12 protein-coding genes are annotated in these 15,801 nt (G+C 52.6%); 6 read left to right on the top strand and 6 right to left on the bottom strand.

Annotated features, from left to right (window positions below; genetic code table 11):
• Positions 1–239 precede the first annotated feature (239 nt).
• Positions 240–809: a YdeI/OmpD-associated family protein gene (locus MKX63_RS22895; protein ID WP_341020304.1), complete on the bottom strand. Its 570-nt coding sequence runs from the start codon at positions 807–809 to the stop codon at positions 240–242.
• Between the two features lie 510 nt (positions 810–1,319).
• Between MKX63_RS22895 and MKX63_RS22900 the strand changes: the two genes are divergently transcribed.
• Positions 1,320–3,419: a methyl-accepting chemotaxis protein gene (locus MKX63_RS22900; RefSeq protein WP_341020306.1), complete on the top strand. Its 2,100-nt coding sequence runs from the start codon at positions 1,320–1,322 to the stop codon at positions 3,417–3,419.
• Here the strand turns inward: MKX63_RS22900 and MKX63_RS22905 are convergent.
• Positions 3,360–4,259, bottom strand: coding sequence for an NAD-dependent epimerase/dehydratase family protein (locus MKX63_RS22905; protein ID WP_341020309.1), 900 nt, complete (start codon positions 4,257–4,259; stop codon positions 3,360–3,362). The two genes, MKX63_RS22900 and MKX63_RS22905, sit on opposite strands and share 60 nt — an antisense overlap.
• Before the next feature lie 55 nt (positions 4,260–4,314).
• Positions 4,315–5,085 (bottom strand): RNA polymerase sigma factor, encoded by a 771-nt coding sequence (locus tag MKX63_RS22910; protein WP_341020310.1) that lies wholly within the window; start codon positions 5,083–5,085, stop codon positions 4,315–4,317.
• A 174-nt stretch (positions 5,086–5,259) separates the two neighbouring features.
• Between MKX63_RS22910 and MKX63_RS22915 the strand changes: the two genes are divergently transcribed.
• Together MKX63_RS22915 and MKX63_RS22920 are read left to right on the top strand one after the other, a co-directional pair.
• Entirely contained in the window at positions 5,260–5,841 is a 582-nt protein-coding gene (locus MKX63_RS22915) for an ATP-dependent Clp protease proteolytic subunit (protein WP_341020312.1), read from the top strand.
• Between the two features lie 19 nt (positions 5,842–5,860).
• Positions 5,861–6,067, top strand: coding sequence for a hypothetical protein (locus tag MKX63_RS22920; protein WP_341020313.1), 207 nt, complete (start codon positions 5,861–5,863; stop codon positions 6,065–6,067).
• Between the two features lie 538 nt (positions 6,068–6,605).
• Here the strand turns inward: MKX63_RS22920 and MKX63_RS22925 are convergent.
• Positions 6,606–8,429, bottom strand: a complete 1,824-nt coding sequence (locus tag MKX63_RS22925; RefSeq protein ID WP_341020314.1) for an acyltransferase — start codon at positions 8,427–8,429, stop codon at positions 6,606–6,608.
• 111 nt (positions 8,430–8,540) lie between these two features.
• Here MKX63_RS22925 and MKX63_RS22930 point away from each other — a divergent pair, with 111 nt between their 5' ends.
• From MKX63_RS22930 to nspC, 3 genes are all read left to right on the top strand, one after another.
• A complete protein-coding gene (locus tag MKX63_RS22930) occupies positions 8,541–9,392 on the top strand; it encodes an AraC family transcriptional regulator (protein WP_341020316.1) in 852 nt (283 codons plus the stop codon).
• 521 nt (positions 9,393–9,913) lie between these two features.
• A complete protein-coding gene (locus MKX63_RS22935; protein WP_036702452.1) occupies positions 9,914–11,113 on the top strand; it encodes a saccharopine dehydrogenase family protein in 1,200 nt (399 codons plus the stop codon).
• Positions 11,114–11,139: 26 nt separating this feature from the next.
• The gene (gene nspC, locus MKX63_RS22940; RefSeq protein ID WP_341023214.1) at positions 11,140–12,276 is read left to right on the top strand and encodes a carboxynorspermidine decarboxylase; all 1,137 of its coding nucleotides are present in this window, start codon (positions 11,140–11,142) and stop codon (positions 12,274–12,276) included.
• 352 nt (positions 12,277–12,628) lie between these two features.
• On the opposite strand, the gene MKX63_RS22945 is transcribed toward nspC, so the two are convergent.
• Together MKX63_RS22945 and MKX63_RS22950 are read right to left on the bottom strand one after the other, a co-directional pair.
• A complete protein-coding gene (locus tag MKX63_RS22945) occupies positions 12,629–14,158 on the bottom strand; it encodes a stalk domain-containing protein (protein ID WP_341020317.1) in 1,530 nt (509 codons plus the stop codon).
• A 353-nt stretch (positions 14,159–14,511) separates the two neighbouring features.
• Positions 14,512–15,705, bottom strand: coding sequence for a transposase (locus MKX63_RS22950; RefSeq protein WP_341014490.1), 1,194 nt, complete (start codon positions 15,703–15,705; stop codon positions 14,512–14,514).
• Positions 15,706–15,801 lie beyond the last annotated feature (96 nt).

Genomic DNA, 15,801 nt, shown 5'->3' on the forward strand with positions numbered 1-15,801 from the left:
TTAAGATACGTTTTTCCAACTAATATGCATTAAGTAACCTCCATTAAGTAACCTCCGTCATGTAGAGCAAACCCCAGTTACTTTCATACCCATCAGATATCCCCACACATACCGCTTGCGCAAACCCTTCGGGAGCTGCATGCCCCAGCTTTCAGGGCAATTTGTCCGAAATCAAACTCACTCACAGAACTAGTAATCCAACTGATCTAATAATCCACCAGAACTACACTCCAACCAAACTAATAATCCAGCAGACGCCCGTTGTCATGCCATTGCCCGTACATTTTATTCACTCTGGTATTCTCGATGAATTTGTCCAATCTGCGTTCGAACAGCTCCGGCTGGCGGATGCAGCTCTGAATGGTGTCGATCCGCACCCGCTGATACAGCGCCGGGAAGGCCAGGAAATGCCGGTACACCTGCTCGTCCGCCTTCAATCGCTGTACAATCACGGGATCGATCCGAAAAGCTTCTACATCCATATCCGGCAGGCACCGCCGTCCCTCGGCGCGCATCAGTCCCAGCTTCTCCAGGCGGCGGACGCGCTCCTTATTCAGCTCGGTCCATGAGCTGCGCTTGCTGCGCGGGGATAGTCTCTGCGCTAGCTTGGAGTCAGCCGCCGCCTTCTTCACCCCGTCAATCCAGCCGCAGCACAGCGCTTCTTCCACGGCATCCAGATACAGTATCGTCTCCGGGAGCGGTTTGAGACTGACCTCTACCCAGCAAGAGCCCTCCGTGGTACTGTTCGCCATCAGCCAATCTCTTAATTCTTCTCTCGATGTAGCTTCAAGCCTATTTTCAATGCTCATAATTACACTTCAGTCCCTTCTGACGTTTGCCCTTTGCTCTCTTGCTGATACAAATCCTGCATATTATACAACTTCTCCCTCATTAAACTAATCCTAATCTGAAAATATTGCACAAAAGGCAGCATTCCCTCTTCTCTAAGGGGCTTGGCGGCGATATTCCTGCAATTTGTGCAACAATATTTAAGTTTACCCTGTTATCGATGAACCAGGGTTGCAATTTGTGCAACAACTTGGCCTGCCGCTGCTGCCATACCTTGTCTCTCTGACACCCACCCAATTGCCCCGTGCAAATAAGCCGCGTTCCCATCCAATAGTCCTACTATTTCCTTAAATTCTGCACATTTGTTAACAGTTTCGCAACAGATTCTTTACGCTGCGCATACATAACTTAGGAGGACAATTAATATCCGGCTTTTACAATTAGAGAGTATTAGCAGAATATACCTATTGCAAAATCAGGCTAGATATGAAGGGATGATACTTTTGAAGGGGAATCCGCTGCACTTTTCGATGAAATGGAAGCTGATCTTGAGTTTCTCGGCGATTACACTTATTTTTCTGGGTGTGGCCCTGTACCAGGGACATAAAATCAAGCAGGTCGAGCTATCCATGGAACGGCAGAAGAGCGAAATGGAGAATAGAATTACGGTCTCAACCATCACCCAGCAGCTGCAGGAGCTGAACCGCGCAGAGACTTCCTTGGCGGAATCCAGTGACCTGGAGCAGGCCGAACCGTTGCAGGAGAAGCAACAGCAGCTGTCTGCGGAGCTGGGGAAGGTGGATTTTAAGCAGGGTACGCCTGCTTCTGCCAGTTATAAGCTACTGTCTTCACAAGTAAAAGAATATGGCGCTCTTACAAAGGAACTGGTAACGACGATGTCGGACGAGACCCTTGACCCGCTGAGTGTGCTGGAGACCATTGATGGTATACATACAAAAGCGCTTGCCCTGAATCAGGACATGCTGAAGACTAACGGTGAGCTGTATACCGCTGCCGCTGCCAATGCCGATCAGGCCCAGGGAGTCTCCTTCGCTCTGCTGGATGATACGGTATCCATCGTGATGTACGCTGCGATTGCAGTCTCCCTGTTCATGCTGGTGCTCGCCTGGCTGCTGATCCGCTCGTTCCTGTCGCCGGTGCGCAAGCTTCAGGCGGCGCTCAGGCAGATCGCGGAGGGCGATCTGCGGCAGCAGATTAACTCCCCGTACAATGACGAGCTGGGACAGCTGAGCCATCATTTCGACCATATGGTCGGCAGGGTACAGGGGATGCTGCGGCAGACCTTGTCTGCAGCAGGCTCGCTTGCTGATTACGCGCAGTCTTTTGAGGAGTCTTCGGTGGTTACAGCGCATACGAACCAGAATATTGTCAGAACCATACAGGAGATTTCGCTTGGGGCGGACCAGCAGGCCAGCCAGTCGGAGCAGAGCACACAGCTCCTGGAGGAGCTGGCCTGCGGAGTTCAGGAGATTACTGACTATACCGATGTAATGCTGACTACAAGTGAAGCCGCTAACCGGAACAGACAGCTGGGTTCGGATACCGTTACGGCGCTGCGCCTCAGCTCCCGGAAGTCTCAGGAATCCATTGGCAAGGTGTATGGGGCGCTGGACAAGCTGGTGAACCAGTCCAAGGATATCTCACGCATTACCCATTCGATCACCGAAATCTCGAAGCAGACGAATATACTCTCGCTGAACGCCGCGATTGAGGCGGCCAGGGCCGGAGCAGCAGGTAAAGGCTTCGCCGTTATTGCCGATGAAGTGCGGCAGTTGTCTGTGCAGACGAATAATTCCTCGGTGCATATCAGCAAAATTATTCAGGAGCTTGGGGCCTGTATGGCGGATTTCCAGGGACATATGATGGAGACCCGGGACAGCCTGGAGCAGCAGGACCATCAGGTGGAGCAGACCCTGGCTTCCTTCGCCGCTATCGACGAATCGATTACAGGCATCAGCACACAAATCGGGCAAATTCACAATAAGGTGGAACAGACCCGTACTCTCAATTCTCGGCTTGCCGAATCTGTACATTCTGTTGCGGCTGTAGCTGAGCAGACGGCGGCCGGAGTTCAGGAGGTTAACGCTTCCAGCACCCAGCAGGATCAGGCCATCGGGGACATTGCCAGACAGGCCGGGGAGATTAATGAAATCTCGCAGCGGCTGTTCCGGGAGATCAATGTGTTCAAAATACCGGAGGCTGCTGAGGCCAAATTGGAGCAGGGGTCAGAGTCTGTTCCAGCCCCAGGTTCAAATTCAACCGCAGATTCGGATGCAGTTCCAAGCTCAAAGCATGCAGCGGATAAAGCGGTTCGCGGGATAGTGCAGGTATACGAAGAGCAGCCGATAGCGAAGACAAAAGAGAACATCCCGCCCAAGCCACAGCAGGAGATGCATACGAATCTGACGGATCAGCCGGAAAAAAAGGCAGAAGCCGGAATTCACCGGCCCCTGCCTGCGGGAATACCGGTGCAGGATAAGCCTGCGCCCGGCCTGAATACGCTTGTTAACGAACCGGAGAAAGAGATCTCCAAAGAGCTGGAGGAGGAGCTACTGGTCCTGGCGAAGTGTGCGGGTCAGCGAAGAGACCAGCTCCGGGAACCACTCTGATAAGGACAGGAAGCTGAAGCCCGCACTGCGGGCTTTTGCTGTATCCATGAACCAGGAGGCACCGATGCCAAAAGGCGATTGGTCTGCTTCCGCCGCCTCATTCTGGACGACAGCCGTCCTTCCGGTAATCTGTTCGATGATGGAGATGACGCTGCCAATGGGGAGAGTGCCGTCCGAGCAGGCGTTCACCGGCCCCGTGACAGCTGAGCCCTCCCGGCCCAGCCAATGCAGGAAAGCAGCCGCTTCATCCGAACGGATGAACGAAATCTCTGCCTGCGGATTAGGGATGCCAATGGGCCTTCCCGCCAGAACATGCTCGATGTGAAAATGCAACCGGCGCGTATAATCATCCGTGCCCAGTACAATCGGAAAACGTACCGCAGCCACCGGGAAATCCGCTGTCTGAAGCAGAATCGCTTCGGCTTGCCTTTTGCCTTCCTGGTAACTGACATCCGCTTTCCCGCCAGCCTTCAGCGGATAATGCCAAGGATCGAAGTCCGTTTCAGCCAGCGCCTCCGGCTGCGGATCATACACGGATAAGCTGGAAGTCAGGATATACCGCTTGGCCCGCCCCGCCCAGATCCGCACAGCTGCCGCCGCCTCATCCGGCGTGTAGCAAATGTTATCGTAGACGATATCCCATACAGTCCCCCCGACAGCCTGCTCAAGCGCAGCTTCATCCGTCCGGTCCACAGCCAGCCGGGCAACACGCTCTCCGAAGGTATCCTCAGTTAGACCCCGGGTGAGAATGGTGACCTCACTGTCCTGGTCCTGGAGCAGCAGCTCCACCAGTCTTTTACCGAAAAATCTCGTCCCTCCAAGCACAAGCACCTTCTTCATGGGATCATCCTCCTAAGTTATAGTCAGAGCAGAGCCGCTGCTCCATTCATCCCTATTATGCAGCCATCCGAAGTCCGCCATATGCAGGCGCTCCATGGGTATAGGCGTATCTTGCGTTGTCTGTATACACGGAATGCACGGACTGAACTGTAAACGTGCTTACAGCAGCCGTTACCATCCCGGCGTTCTCCTGGCGGAGCAGCTCCAGCAATACTGGAATCTGCCCTTGCTCATAGGCCTCAGCCAGCGCCCGCAGATAACCCCGGTAATCGGCATCCTGCGGAAGCGCGGGACCTTCATGCTGGATCAGCTCCTCCCGGACCTTGCTCAAGGCTTGGCGTGCACGGTGCAGCGCCGCTTTGACTGCTCCTTCCGTGGTTGCCAGGAGTCCGGCGGACTCGGCGGCAGAATACCCCAGCACATCGCGGAGAACCCAGGCGGTCCGCTGCGGCGGCGAGAGATGGGCAAGCAGCGCCTGAAAGGTCAGCTCCAGCCCGGACAGCTCCTCCAGAGTTGCCGCCGCAGAAGCCGGATCTGATGCTGCCCCAGACCGTTCCATGGCACGGATGAGCGACCCCCGGCGGCGGGAAGCGTCAATCCAGGTATTCTTGGCAATCCGCAGCAGCAGGGCTTCGGGATTGGGGCTGATGGTGAATTTGCGGTAGCCGAGCGCTTTGGCCCAGGTCTCCTGCGCCAGATCGTCGGCGTCGAAGCGGGAGCGGGTGAGCGACAGGCAGTAGTGCTGCAGTGCTTTTCCCAGCTCCTGAAGATGTCTTGTATCCATAGCTATCGTATCCGGTGTCCGGTGATGTTCAAGAATCGTCATAGTAGCCCTCTCCTTCGATGGGTTGCGTTGCTTCTATTATATAAACGAACAGTGCATTGTAAAAGATACGCACCCCCGCTATTTCCGCACCTCTTCCGCTTTCCGTATCTTTTCGCGCAGGCAACCCGTTTACATGGTATTCACACTAAAACAGATTAGAGGAGGCATACCAGAATGAGTGTAATACCCTATGTGATAGAACAGACAGCCCAAGGAGAGCGGTCCTATGATATTTATTCCAGGCTGCTGAAGGACCGGATTGTATTCGTGGGTGCGGCAATTGATGACGGGCTGGCTAATAGCATTATTGCGCAGCTGCTGTTCCTCGCGGCCGATGAGCCGGAGAAGGATATTCAGATGTTCATTAACAGCCCGGGAGGTTCGACTACCGCAGGCTTTGGTATTTATGATACGATGCAGGTAATTAAACCTCAAGTCAACACGATCTGCACCGGTTTTGCTGCTTCGTTCGCTTCTCTGCTGCTGTTGTCAGGCGCTACCGGTAAACGGTCGGCCCTGCCGAACAGCGAGATTATGATCCATCAGCCGCATGGCGGGGTGCAAGGGCAGGCGAGTGATATTGCCATCAGCGCCAGACGTATTCTTCAGATCCGCAAGAAGATTGTCGGGATCACCGCGCAGCGGACCGGCCAGCCGCCGGAGAAGGTGGAGAAGGATATGGACCGGGATTACTTCATGTCGGCTGAGGAGGCACTGGAATACGGAATTATTGACACCATCATCACCCATTTGTGAGACGAAGGAGAGGAAGAGCATGCTGGAAGCGCTGAAGGGACAGGAAGTCACGATTCATTTTTTGGATGGTACAAGTGTCAGGGGAGGCGTACTGGAGGAGCTGGATGAGCGGTTCGTGAAATACAGTACGGAGTATCAGACCCTCTACATTCCCATAACCTCCATCCGGGCGGTAGATGTGCAGACCAAGGAGCGCAAGCGTCCGCGCGTCGGCTTCGGGCAATAACCGGGGGCTGCCTATAAAAGCGTACAAAACCCCGTCATCTCTGCTCAGAACGAGCGGATATAACGGGGTTTTCTTCGAATGATTCGTAGAGCACGCATATGGTCGCGTACGGTCCGAATGTATGTGAAAAACAGCATACATTGTGGCGGTGCGCAGGCGCATGGCCCGAATGTATGCCAAAAACAGCATACATTGCGGTGGCACGCAGGCGCATGGCCTGAATGTATGCCAAAAACAGCATACATTGCGGCGGTACGCAGGCGCACGGCCCGAATGTATGTTAAAAACAGCATACACTGTGGTGGCACGCAGGTATATGGCCCGAATGTATGCGGAAAACAGCATACATTGCGGTGGCACGCGGCGCACGGCCCAAATGTATGCGAAAAACAGCATACATTTTGTTAGCGCGAAGGAAGTCCTATCCATCCGTTAATTATCCTGCTATTTCTCGCTGAAACGAACCGTCCTTAAATAGGACGGTTCGTTTCCACTTATGCCGTAAGTTCTGGCCGCCTTATGGGCACAAGTTCCGCGCTTATAAGGATAGTGAGAAGGCAGGCTCCAGTCGGTGAACTCCCTTCGGGGAGTATCCTAGGGCGGAGCTTAACCCGCACAGATCAGCCAGCAGATAAATGATGCTTAGCCACATTTCCGTGCCTTGCAGGCCGGTCTCCTGCTGCCGGGACAGCTGAAAGGCGAAGCCGCGTCCGGGAACCCAGAAGGGCAGTACTTCGCCGAGCAGCTTCTCCGCCCAGGCGCGGATCTCCGTCTGGCGGTAATCACTCTGCTTCCGGCAGAGCCAGAGCGGGTGGACGACATCCAGCACGTTGCAGGCATTCAGTACATCCAGGTGGAAGAAGCGGCGGTCCCGGCTGTGAGCCAGCACGGTATCGATGCTGCGCTCCGGGTACGGCAGGGGCAGGCCGAACTGGGCATAGGTAGCGCGGGTAAGCCGGTAAAAGCCGTTCACCGGCTGCAGCCAGCCCTCCTCCGCAGTAGGCAGACCCCACAGCCCAGAGTCGCGGCGGCAATGCGTGGCCAGCCAGCCGAACAGATCATCCGGGCGCCTGCCGGAGCCGAAGGATTTCAGATTGTGATACAGGCCGGTAGCATAGCAGTCGATCCAATCGCCGGCGCCCCAGGCATTCTCCGCCCATGGCAGACTATTAAGCTGCCGATACAGTGTAGCGGTATCCATATTCCCGGCCACGGCTACAGGATAGGGCAGAGCAGAACCTAACACCTCTAGCGCGTAGCCTACAGCGAGAAGATGATAACGCGAGAGATGATCGGTTAACAGCTCCGGCTGATCCTCCGGCCCGGGCGGTGACCACGGATCGGGCAATAATCCGGTCCAGCTGTCCTGGAACTGGTGTAAGGTGGCGATCAGCTCCCCCTTCGTCCAGCCGGGCGGCAGACTGCCGAACATGGCAGCAATCTCCACAGCATCGCAGTACGCTCTTACGGTCCGCCCCGCTCCCGGCCGGTCACGGAACAGCTTCTCTCCCTCTAACGTTTCGGAGTAGAACGCAAGCACGGGAGTTAGCTGCTCCTGCACCTGCTTGCTGAAATTCGCGAGCTGCTCATACAGGCTTATAGGAGCAGGCTCCGCTCCGCCAAGCGGCGGTACCCCGCTGCCCGTTCCCGCTCCTTCAAGCTTAGCGGTATCTGTCTGGTATTGAGCAGACGTCGGTCCCTGCGCATTCGCTACATGCTCTGCATATTCGCCAGCGTGCTCTTTCATCTCTATTGCTGCACCCTTCTTATGAACTTCTGGCACTGTCTCCCTAGCCAGACGGCTGCGGATCAGCCTGGCCGGATTGCCGCCGACAATGCTGTACGCCGGTACATCGCGGGTCACGATGGCCCCCGCCGCAACAATGCTGTGCGAGCCGATCCGCACTCCGTCAAGAATCACGGCATTCGCCCCGATCCACACATCGTCTTCTATAACGATGCCCTTAACAGTCAAAGGCTGGCGGAAGACCGGAACATCCGTCACAGCATAGCCGTGATTGAAGCCGTATAGACTTGCATGGGAAGCGATCCGCACGCCATTACCCATGGTAATATCGCCTGAGAGTACGCTATAGCTGTTAATAGAGCAGTCGCTGCCTGTGACCAGCCGTGTGCTGCGGACAATCGCACCTCCTGCGATGTAGCTCCGGTCGCCGAGGGTCAGCTGATCCGGCAGCACGATGGCTTGCGGCGAGACGAAGCAGGCTTCACCGAAGGTGCATGGATAATCGGCAGCAAGCTGCTGCTGGTGCCGTTTCTGCTGAAGCTGTTCCTGTTCTGACAGGCCAATCCAAGGCATGTAATCCAGGGCTTGTACTGAGGGGGATTGTGGTTCAGGCATCCTGCATCTCTCCTTCATCATTCCAGTGGTTAATGCCCTAAGTGTAGCAATGAATGTTGGGGAGGGGCATGGTATAATGAACAGAATTGGCATGTCAAAAACGCTTCAGAAATGACAGGCCGGGAAACGGAGGAGCTATACATGGAGGAGATTCCGCAGAATCTGGTGCTGGACATCCACTGGATTCATGACAAGACGACCTTCCCGCACTGGAGGGATATCCGTCAGAATATACATGTGCACAGCCTGTACTGGATTCAGGAGGGAGAGGGGGTATTTAGAACAGACACAGAGGAGCACCCGGTGTCGCCGGACATGCTGTTCTATCTGAGGCCGGGACTGCCCATGGAGATGAGCAGCGGAGGCGGGGAGCCTTTGCGCATCACCATGATCCTGCTCTCGCTGTATACGTTATCGCCTTCAGCGGACAATCAGGGGAGGGTAGAGCCGCTTCATGAACTGCCCTTGCCGTTCCGCCTGAAGCCCGGGAGGGAGCCGGGCAGAGCGCTGGGTCAGCTCTTCCGCCAGATTGCCGGCGATTTTGTTCCTGGCAGTCCCGGAAGCCAGCTTAAGACTCAGGCGCTGCTCTATGAGCTTTTGTACGAATTATTTCAGGCTAAGGAGAGCGGCCATCCTGACCGGGGGCAGGGATACGAATTATTCTTACGGATGAAGGAGGAGCTGGAGCGCCGCTACAGTGAACCCTTGCAGATCCATGAGCTGGCGGTGCGCTACGGGATATCCCCCTCGTATGTGCGCAGTCTTTTTCAGCAATATCTGCACAAGAGTCCCAAGGGGTATTTAAGTGAGATCCGCTATGAGCATGCGAAGAAGCAGCTGATGTACACCAGGCTAACCCTGAAGGAGATTGCGGGCGCCTGCGGATACAGCGATGAGTTTCATTTCAGCAAAGCCTTCAAGCAGCTCAGCGGACAGCCGCCGTCTGCGATGAGGTCTGGTTAATCCTGCAACGCTCAGGTATGACAGAGGTATGGGAAAGACAGGGTTACGCATAATAAACGAATGGACCGGATCAGATCACTTAACATTGGGCGACCTTTACACTTATCAGTTAACGGCAGCGAAAAACGGGTAAGTTATTATAATGTGCCTCATTTGCAATTTTATCCGGCTGGCCTTGCTTAAATTTGAAATAAAAATGTTGAACAACACCGCCGTTGTGATATAATTGTCCGGTTGGCCTGATGCACTGAAATATGGACGGAGCCCTAAGCTGGTTTTCAATTTATTAAGGTTAAAAGCGAAGGAAAACGAAGGATTTCAGTGTAATGAAGTGAATTACAGAGTATTAATGTAGAAAACTGCAGATTTTACACGGAAGATCACAGTTTTTGTCGGATTTTATTGATTTATTGAGAAAGTTTCTGTATAATCAGCGTTGTTGATTTTTCATAGGATGTAGCCTGTTCCAGAGCAGCAAGGCTAATAACTAATAACTTAAGCATAATTAGGGGGTTATTAATTTGGGAAAAGCGTTAATTATTGGCGCTGGCGGTGTAGCGAGCGTTGTTGTTCATAAATGCTGCCAGAACCCGGATGTATTCGAGGAGATTTGCATTGCCAGCCGTACGGTGTCGAAGTGCGATGCGCTCAAAGAGAAGCTGGACGGGGGCCTGACCAAGATTTCTACGGCCAAGCTGGATGCTGACAACACGGAAGAAGTCATTGAGCTGATCAAGAGCTTCCAGCCGGATGTCGTGATTAATGTGGCTCTTCCTTACCAGGATCTGACGATCATGGATGCCTGCCTGGCTACCGGAGTGCACTATGTGGATACAGCGAACTACGAACCGCAGGATACTGCGAAGTTTGAATATTCCTGGCAATGGGCTTACAAGGAAAGATTCGAGAAGGCCGGAATTACAGCGCTGCTCGGCAGCGGCTTCGACCCTGGCGTAACCGGAGTATTTACGGCCTATGCGCAGAAGCATTATTTTGACGAGATCCATACGATTGATATTGTGGATGCGAACGCGGGCGACCACGGTTATCCGTTTGCCACCAACTTCAATCCTGAGATTAATATCCGCGAGATTACTGCGAACGGACGTTACTTCGAGAATGGCGAGTGGATTGAGACCGCGCCGCTGTCTGAGAAGAAAGTATACGATCTCCCGGAGATCGGCCCGAAGGATATCTACCTTTTGTACCATGAAGAGTTAGAATCACTGGCTGTTAACATTCCTGGCGTGAAGAAGATCCGCTTCTGGATGACCTTCTCGCAGAACTATCTGACTCACCTGAAGGTGCTTGAGAATGTGGGCATGACTTCTATTGAGCCTATCAATTATGAAGGTAAAGAAATTATTCCTTTGCAGTTCCTGAAGGCTATTCTGCCTGACCCGGCTTCCCTGGGACCAAGAACCAAAGGTAAAACCAATATCGGCTGTATCATTCAAGGAACCAAAGACGGCCAGCCTAAGACCTATTATGTCTACAATGTCTGCGATCACGAAGAGTGCTATAGAGAGGTTGGCTCACAGGCCATTTCCTACACTACCGGCGTTCCTGCGATGATTGGGGCAATGATGATTATCAAAGGCATCTGGAACAAACCGGGCGTACACAATATCGAAGAGTTCGATCCAGATCCGTTCATGGATGCTCTTAACAAACACGGCCTGCCTTGGCAAGAAGATTTCTCGCCGACGCTGCTGGATTAAGGCGCATGGCCATGAAGAACAAGGACATCGATATTGATATCAGCAATCTGCCGTCCCCGGCGTATCTGGTGGATGAACGGCTGCTGACGAAGAACCTGAAGACCCTTAATTATGTGCAGGAGAAGAGCGGAGCCAAGATTCTTCTTGCGCAAAAAGGCTTCTCCATGCACGCTATGTACCCACTGGTCGGCAAATACCTGCATGGCGTAACCTCCAGCTCCCTGTTCGAGGCCCGGCTGGGCTTCGAGGAGATGGGCAAAGAGGTGCATGTCTATGCACCCGCTTATGTCGACCGCGAGTTTGATGAGCTGCTTCGCTATAGCGATCATATGGTTTTCAACTCTTTTGATCAATGGAGCCGCTTCAAGCAGCGAGTGCAGAACGCGCCGAAGCAGATCAGCTGCGGCATCCGCGTCAATCCGGAGTATTCCGAGATTGAAGTGCCGCTGTACGATCCTTGCTACAACTTCTCCCGTATGGGCGTAACCCTGCCGAACTTCCGGCCGGACGAGCTGGACGGCATTGACGGCCTTCATTTCCACACGATGTGTGAACAGAACTCGGACACGCTGGAGCGTACGCTTAAGGTTGTGGAAGAGAAATTCGGCCAGTACCTGCACGGGATGAAATGGCTGAACTTCGGTGGCGGGCATCATATTACACGTCCTGACTATGATCTCGACACCTTAATCAAGTGCATTCTGCACATGAAAGAGACCTACAACGTGGACATCTACCTGGAGCCGGGAGAGGCTGTTGCCCTGAACACCGGCTATCTGGTTGCGACGGTACTCGACACCATGCATAACGGCATGGATATCGCGATTATCGATACTTCGGCTGAATGCCATATGCCGGATGTGCTGGCGATGCCTTACCGCCCTGGCATCATCGGTGCCGGAGAACCGGGCGAATTCGCCCACACCTACCGGCTTGGCGGCATGACCTGCCTGGCAGGCGATATTATCGGCGATTATTCCTTCCCGGAACCGCTGAAATACGGCGATAAGCTGATCTTCACCGACATGGCGCATTACTCCATGGTGAAGAACCATATGTTCAACGGCGTCAACCTCCCGGCCATTGCTTCCTATAATGAAGCAGAAGGCCTCAAGGTGATCCGCGAGTTCGAATACAGTGACTTCAGCGGCCGGTTGTCTTAATCGGGTAGATGATAATAATAGAAGCGCCCCTTCAGCTTTGGCTGAGGGGGCGCTTTTTGGGTGGGGGATGGAAGGGGCGGCTTGCTAACGGACAGTCTGCGATATTGCCAATTGTCGCTCCGCTCCCCGCCGCTGGAAATCCTGCAAAAAATGCAACATTACTGCCCCCGATCCGTCCATCTGCCTGAAATCCTGCACAAAATGCAACAATAGGCTGGTCTGACCCGACAAACCGCGGGAAATCCTGCAATAAGTACAACAATTCGCATCTTTGCTCCTTACTCAGCCACAAATCCTGCATAATGTGCAACATTTGGATGCTATCTCGACCCCTGGTTTCCGTCTATCCCCCTTATTTCATACTAATCGCAATTCTGCTCTCCTGCGGCAGCCAGTCAACCTTGGCCCCAAGCTGTTCGCTGATGAAGCGCAGCGGCAGGTAGACGGTGCCATTAACTACAAACGGCGGTGTTGCCAGAGTGACACTTTTACCATTTACGGTTGTCGCTCCGTTTACGGTCTTGATGACGATGGTTAGCGGCGCTTTGTCGGCAGCGGTACCGGTGATCGTTACCACTTTGTCCATGGAATAACCGATAGTAGCTCCCATCTTGGTGAACAGTGAACGCAGCGGAATGAAATTCTGTCCGTTACGGGTAATGACGCCGTTCGTGAAGGCAATGGATTCTCCATTCAGGCTAACGGAGATCGGCTTCTGCATCGGGACAGGCTGCTTATAGCTGAATTCGTAAGTGCCGTACCCGAGCTGAGCATTCTTGTTCACGCCCCAGCCCCAGAGAGTGCCGTCGTTCTTCTGCATAATGACGTGTCTTCCGCCGCCTTTTATTGACTGGATATCGGAAGCGAGCAGGGAGAACTGGGCATTCGGCGACATAAGTTCTGCTGCAATTGAAGCCGCATAGACCTTTCCTTCTGAGGTCAGTGCCACAATTGATTGTTCAACGATGTAGGCATCGGTCACTTTACTAATCCCTGAGAAGACAATCGGAACAGGTTCATCCTGATACGTGGTCCCATCCGAATACCCGGTGACCGTGGAGCCCCAGAACCAGAGACGGGATTGCTTGTCAATCGCGAGCCGGCTGCGTCCATTGTTGTACAGGGTTCGAATATCTTTTAAGCCGGAAAAAAGAGTTGCAGTTATCTGTGCGGGGTCACTATAAGTTTCCGGTAAATAACTATCCTGGTCCGGCCAGGTCCAGACGCTGCCATCCTTGCTGAGCGCATAATTCTGTTCGAGCTGGACAATATCCTTCAAATTGGGAACTGGTGTAAAAGTGGCAAGTTCGTCGATGCTGGTCCAGACCGTCCCATCTGTCTTCAGGAACAGATAACGCTGCCAGCTGTTAAACTTATTGTTAAGCTTGTTGCTCTCGGAATATTGGGAGATAGCTGCAACGTGATCCAGGCCCGGAACAGGCGCAAACGGAGGAGTCGTATTGTCGCCGGTTGACGTAACTGAAGTATATACCGCACCCTCTCCAGTGACTGCCAAATGACGCGGGTATACTCTTTGGAAACTGGTTATATTCTTCAATTCGGGCACAGGTGTAACTTCAATGGCCATGGTTCGGGCATTACTCTCCCACTTCCAGACCGATCCATCCTTGGTGGTTACCATTGCACTGTAATATAGCGGGAAGGCAGACTTCACATCACGTAATCCATGTACCTGCGTAGGTACGGACTTCGTCTCCCCCCAGACCCACAGGGTCCCGTCATCCTTAATCAGATAGTCGGGTCCGTAGGAAGAGATGCCGGAGGACGCTTCACTTTGTGCTGAAATGGTATCTGATGTCCACACGCTCATAATTGCGATCAGACTCATAGTGAATCCTATCAGCAGGCTTCTTTTTCTCATCATATGATCCCCTAACCCCATAAAATAGTAGATTCCTAATAGACGCAGCGGGTGGAAAAAAGTTTCTCTAATGTCGCTTTTGTGCAATATTAGCCAGGCACGAAAATATACAATGAGCTTAGTAAAACATCTTTAGCAAATTTGGGAGGGGCTATTGTGGGCTTTAAATCAACTATTTTGGTAGTAGAAGATATAGCGAGATCAAGAATGTTGTACGAGGAAATTCTTAAATGAGCATTTTGCATAATTCATTTTCAAGAAAAAAAAGAAGGTTATATCTCAAGCTGAATTGAGATTTTGAGTGAAAAAGATGAAAATGGACAGACGGGCAGAATTTTCAGAGGATTGAAATTTTAAGCGGCGTTTGTGCCTCGTTGTCTCGAGATAGCTAGCGCAGAAGCAAGCAAAATAATGGCATTCAAATATTGGTGAGTCGTGACTTTCTGAATGCCCCAAACATGTAATTGGTCTGCGGTTAGGTAGGTCTTCATTCGAGAATTGCATCGTTCTACACTTGTTCGCTTGTTGTAGAGTTCTTTCCAATTTCGGCTTTCTCGGTGTGGTAACGCATAGCGACGTAAATCGTCTCTGCTACTGACCTTAACGACCATTCCGTAATTGGAAGACGAACAGGCCGTCATACCTAAAGGACAATCCACTTTCCCCGTAGCGTGTGGACAACGAAACTTCAAACGTTCCTTTTCCTGTCCCCAATACGTCATTGGAAACCCCATCGAACAGCATGGCGTCCCTTTGCTTGTCATCCCTGCAGGAGGTTCCTTTTCGTTTCGCGGGTTCATTGGAATAATGGCCTGGGCCTTGACGCTGCGAGCCATTTCGTAGTTTTTCATTTGGTCATATCCTGCATCCAGCATGAAAAAACGAGGCTTGAATCGTTCGGCGGTTCGCTTCATGAGTGTAGGTCCCTCATCGCCATCATTTACATGAGCAGGTGTAACCTTTAGGGCAATCGGAAGTTCACTCTCCGTATCGACGGCCAGGTGCAGCTTATAGCCAAACCACTTGACTTTGTTGCCAAACGTATCGAGTTTAACTCCCCAATTGGCATTGCCGGTGAGTTCGCTTTTTCGCTTGGGTTCTTTTTTCTCGTAGGCGTGAATGGCTGCGCTGTCGATGGCGACATGCGTGCCGCCTAGGATTCCGGCTTCCTGACACTGAGCAACAAGATCCTCAAACAACTGCTGGGCAAGGTTTTTGCATGTCAGTTCGGCAAAAACCCGACTTAACGTAGAAATCGAAGGGGCGGGAATGTCCAGCCGAAGTCCACATTGGTAACGGAAACGAAGGTCAAATTCCAGTCTGCGTGCTAGGCCGGTGAACGTATCGATGTTTTCTAAGGGAGCCGCGAGTAATGCGCGAAGAATGCCTTGACGGCAGTGCCCGTCCGCTCCTCGGGGTGAAGGATTTCTTAATTGTCTCGCATACGGCCGTAGATCCAGTGCACTGAAAAAGAGGGGCAGTCGTTCTTTCGATTCAATTTTTTGAAGCTCCTCAAAGGAAAATAGACTTTCTTGGAGAATATACAAAGGGGGCTTCCTCCTCTTGAGTGTTTTGGTGTCGTTACCAAAAAACTTCTCCAAGTTGGGGTGAAGTCCTTTTTCATGCTCGAAAAACCTTTGTGT

Source organism: Paenibacillus sp. FSL R7-0179 (genome assembly GCF_038002265.1).
Taxonomy (GTDB): Bacteria; Bacillota; Bacilli; order Paenibacillales; family Paenibacillaceae; genus Paenibacillus_AQ.

What these genes read in the sequence shown, in the direction of transcription:
- MKX63_RS22895 (WP_341020304.1), bottom strand. Translation starts at nt 809, where the DNA reads ATGAGCATTGAAAATAGGCTTGAAGCTACATCGAGAGAAGAATTAAGA.
- MKX63_RS22900 (WP_341020306.1), top strand. Translation starts at nt 1,320, where the DNA reads ATGAAATGGAAGCTGATCTTGAGTTTCTCGGCGATTACACTTATTTTT.
- MKX63_RS22905 (WP_341020309.1), bottom strand. Translation starts at nt 4,259, where the DNA reads ATGAAGAAGGTGCTTGTGCTTGGAGGGACGAGATTTTTCGGTAAAAGA.
- MKX63_RS22910 (WP_341020310.1), bottom strand. Translation starts at nt 5,085, where the DNA reads ATGACGATTCTTGAACATCACCGGACACCGGATACGATAGCTATGGAT.
- MKX63_RS22915 (WP_341020312.1), top strand. Translation starts at nt 5,260, where the DNA reads ATGAGTGTAATACCCTATGTGATAGAACAGACAGCCCAAGGAGAGCGG.
- MKX63_RS22920 (WP_341020313.1), top strand. Translation starts at nt 5,861, where the DNA reads ATGCTGGAAGCGCTGAAGGGACAGGAAGTCACGATTCATTTTTTGGAT.
- MKX63_RS22925 (WP_341020314.1), bottom strand. Translation starts at nt 8,429, where the DNA reads ATGCCTGAACCACAATCCCCCTCAGTACAAGCCCTGGATTACATGCCT.
- MKX63_RS22930 (WP_341020316.1), top strand. Translation starts at nt 8,541, where the DNA reads ATGACAGGCCGGGAAACGGAGGAGCTATACATGGAGGAGATTCCGCAG.
- MKX63_RS22945 (WP_341020317.1), bottom strand. Translation starts at nt 14,158, where the DNA reads ATGAGAAAAAGAAGCCTGCTGATAGGATTCACTATGAGTCTGATCGCA.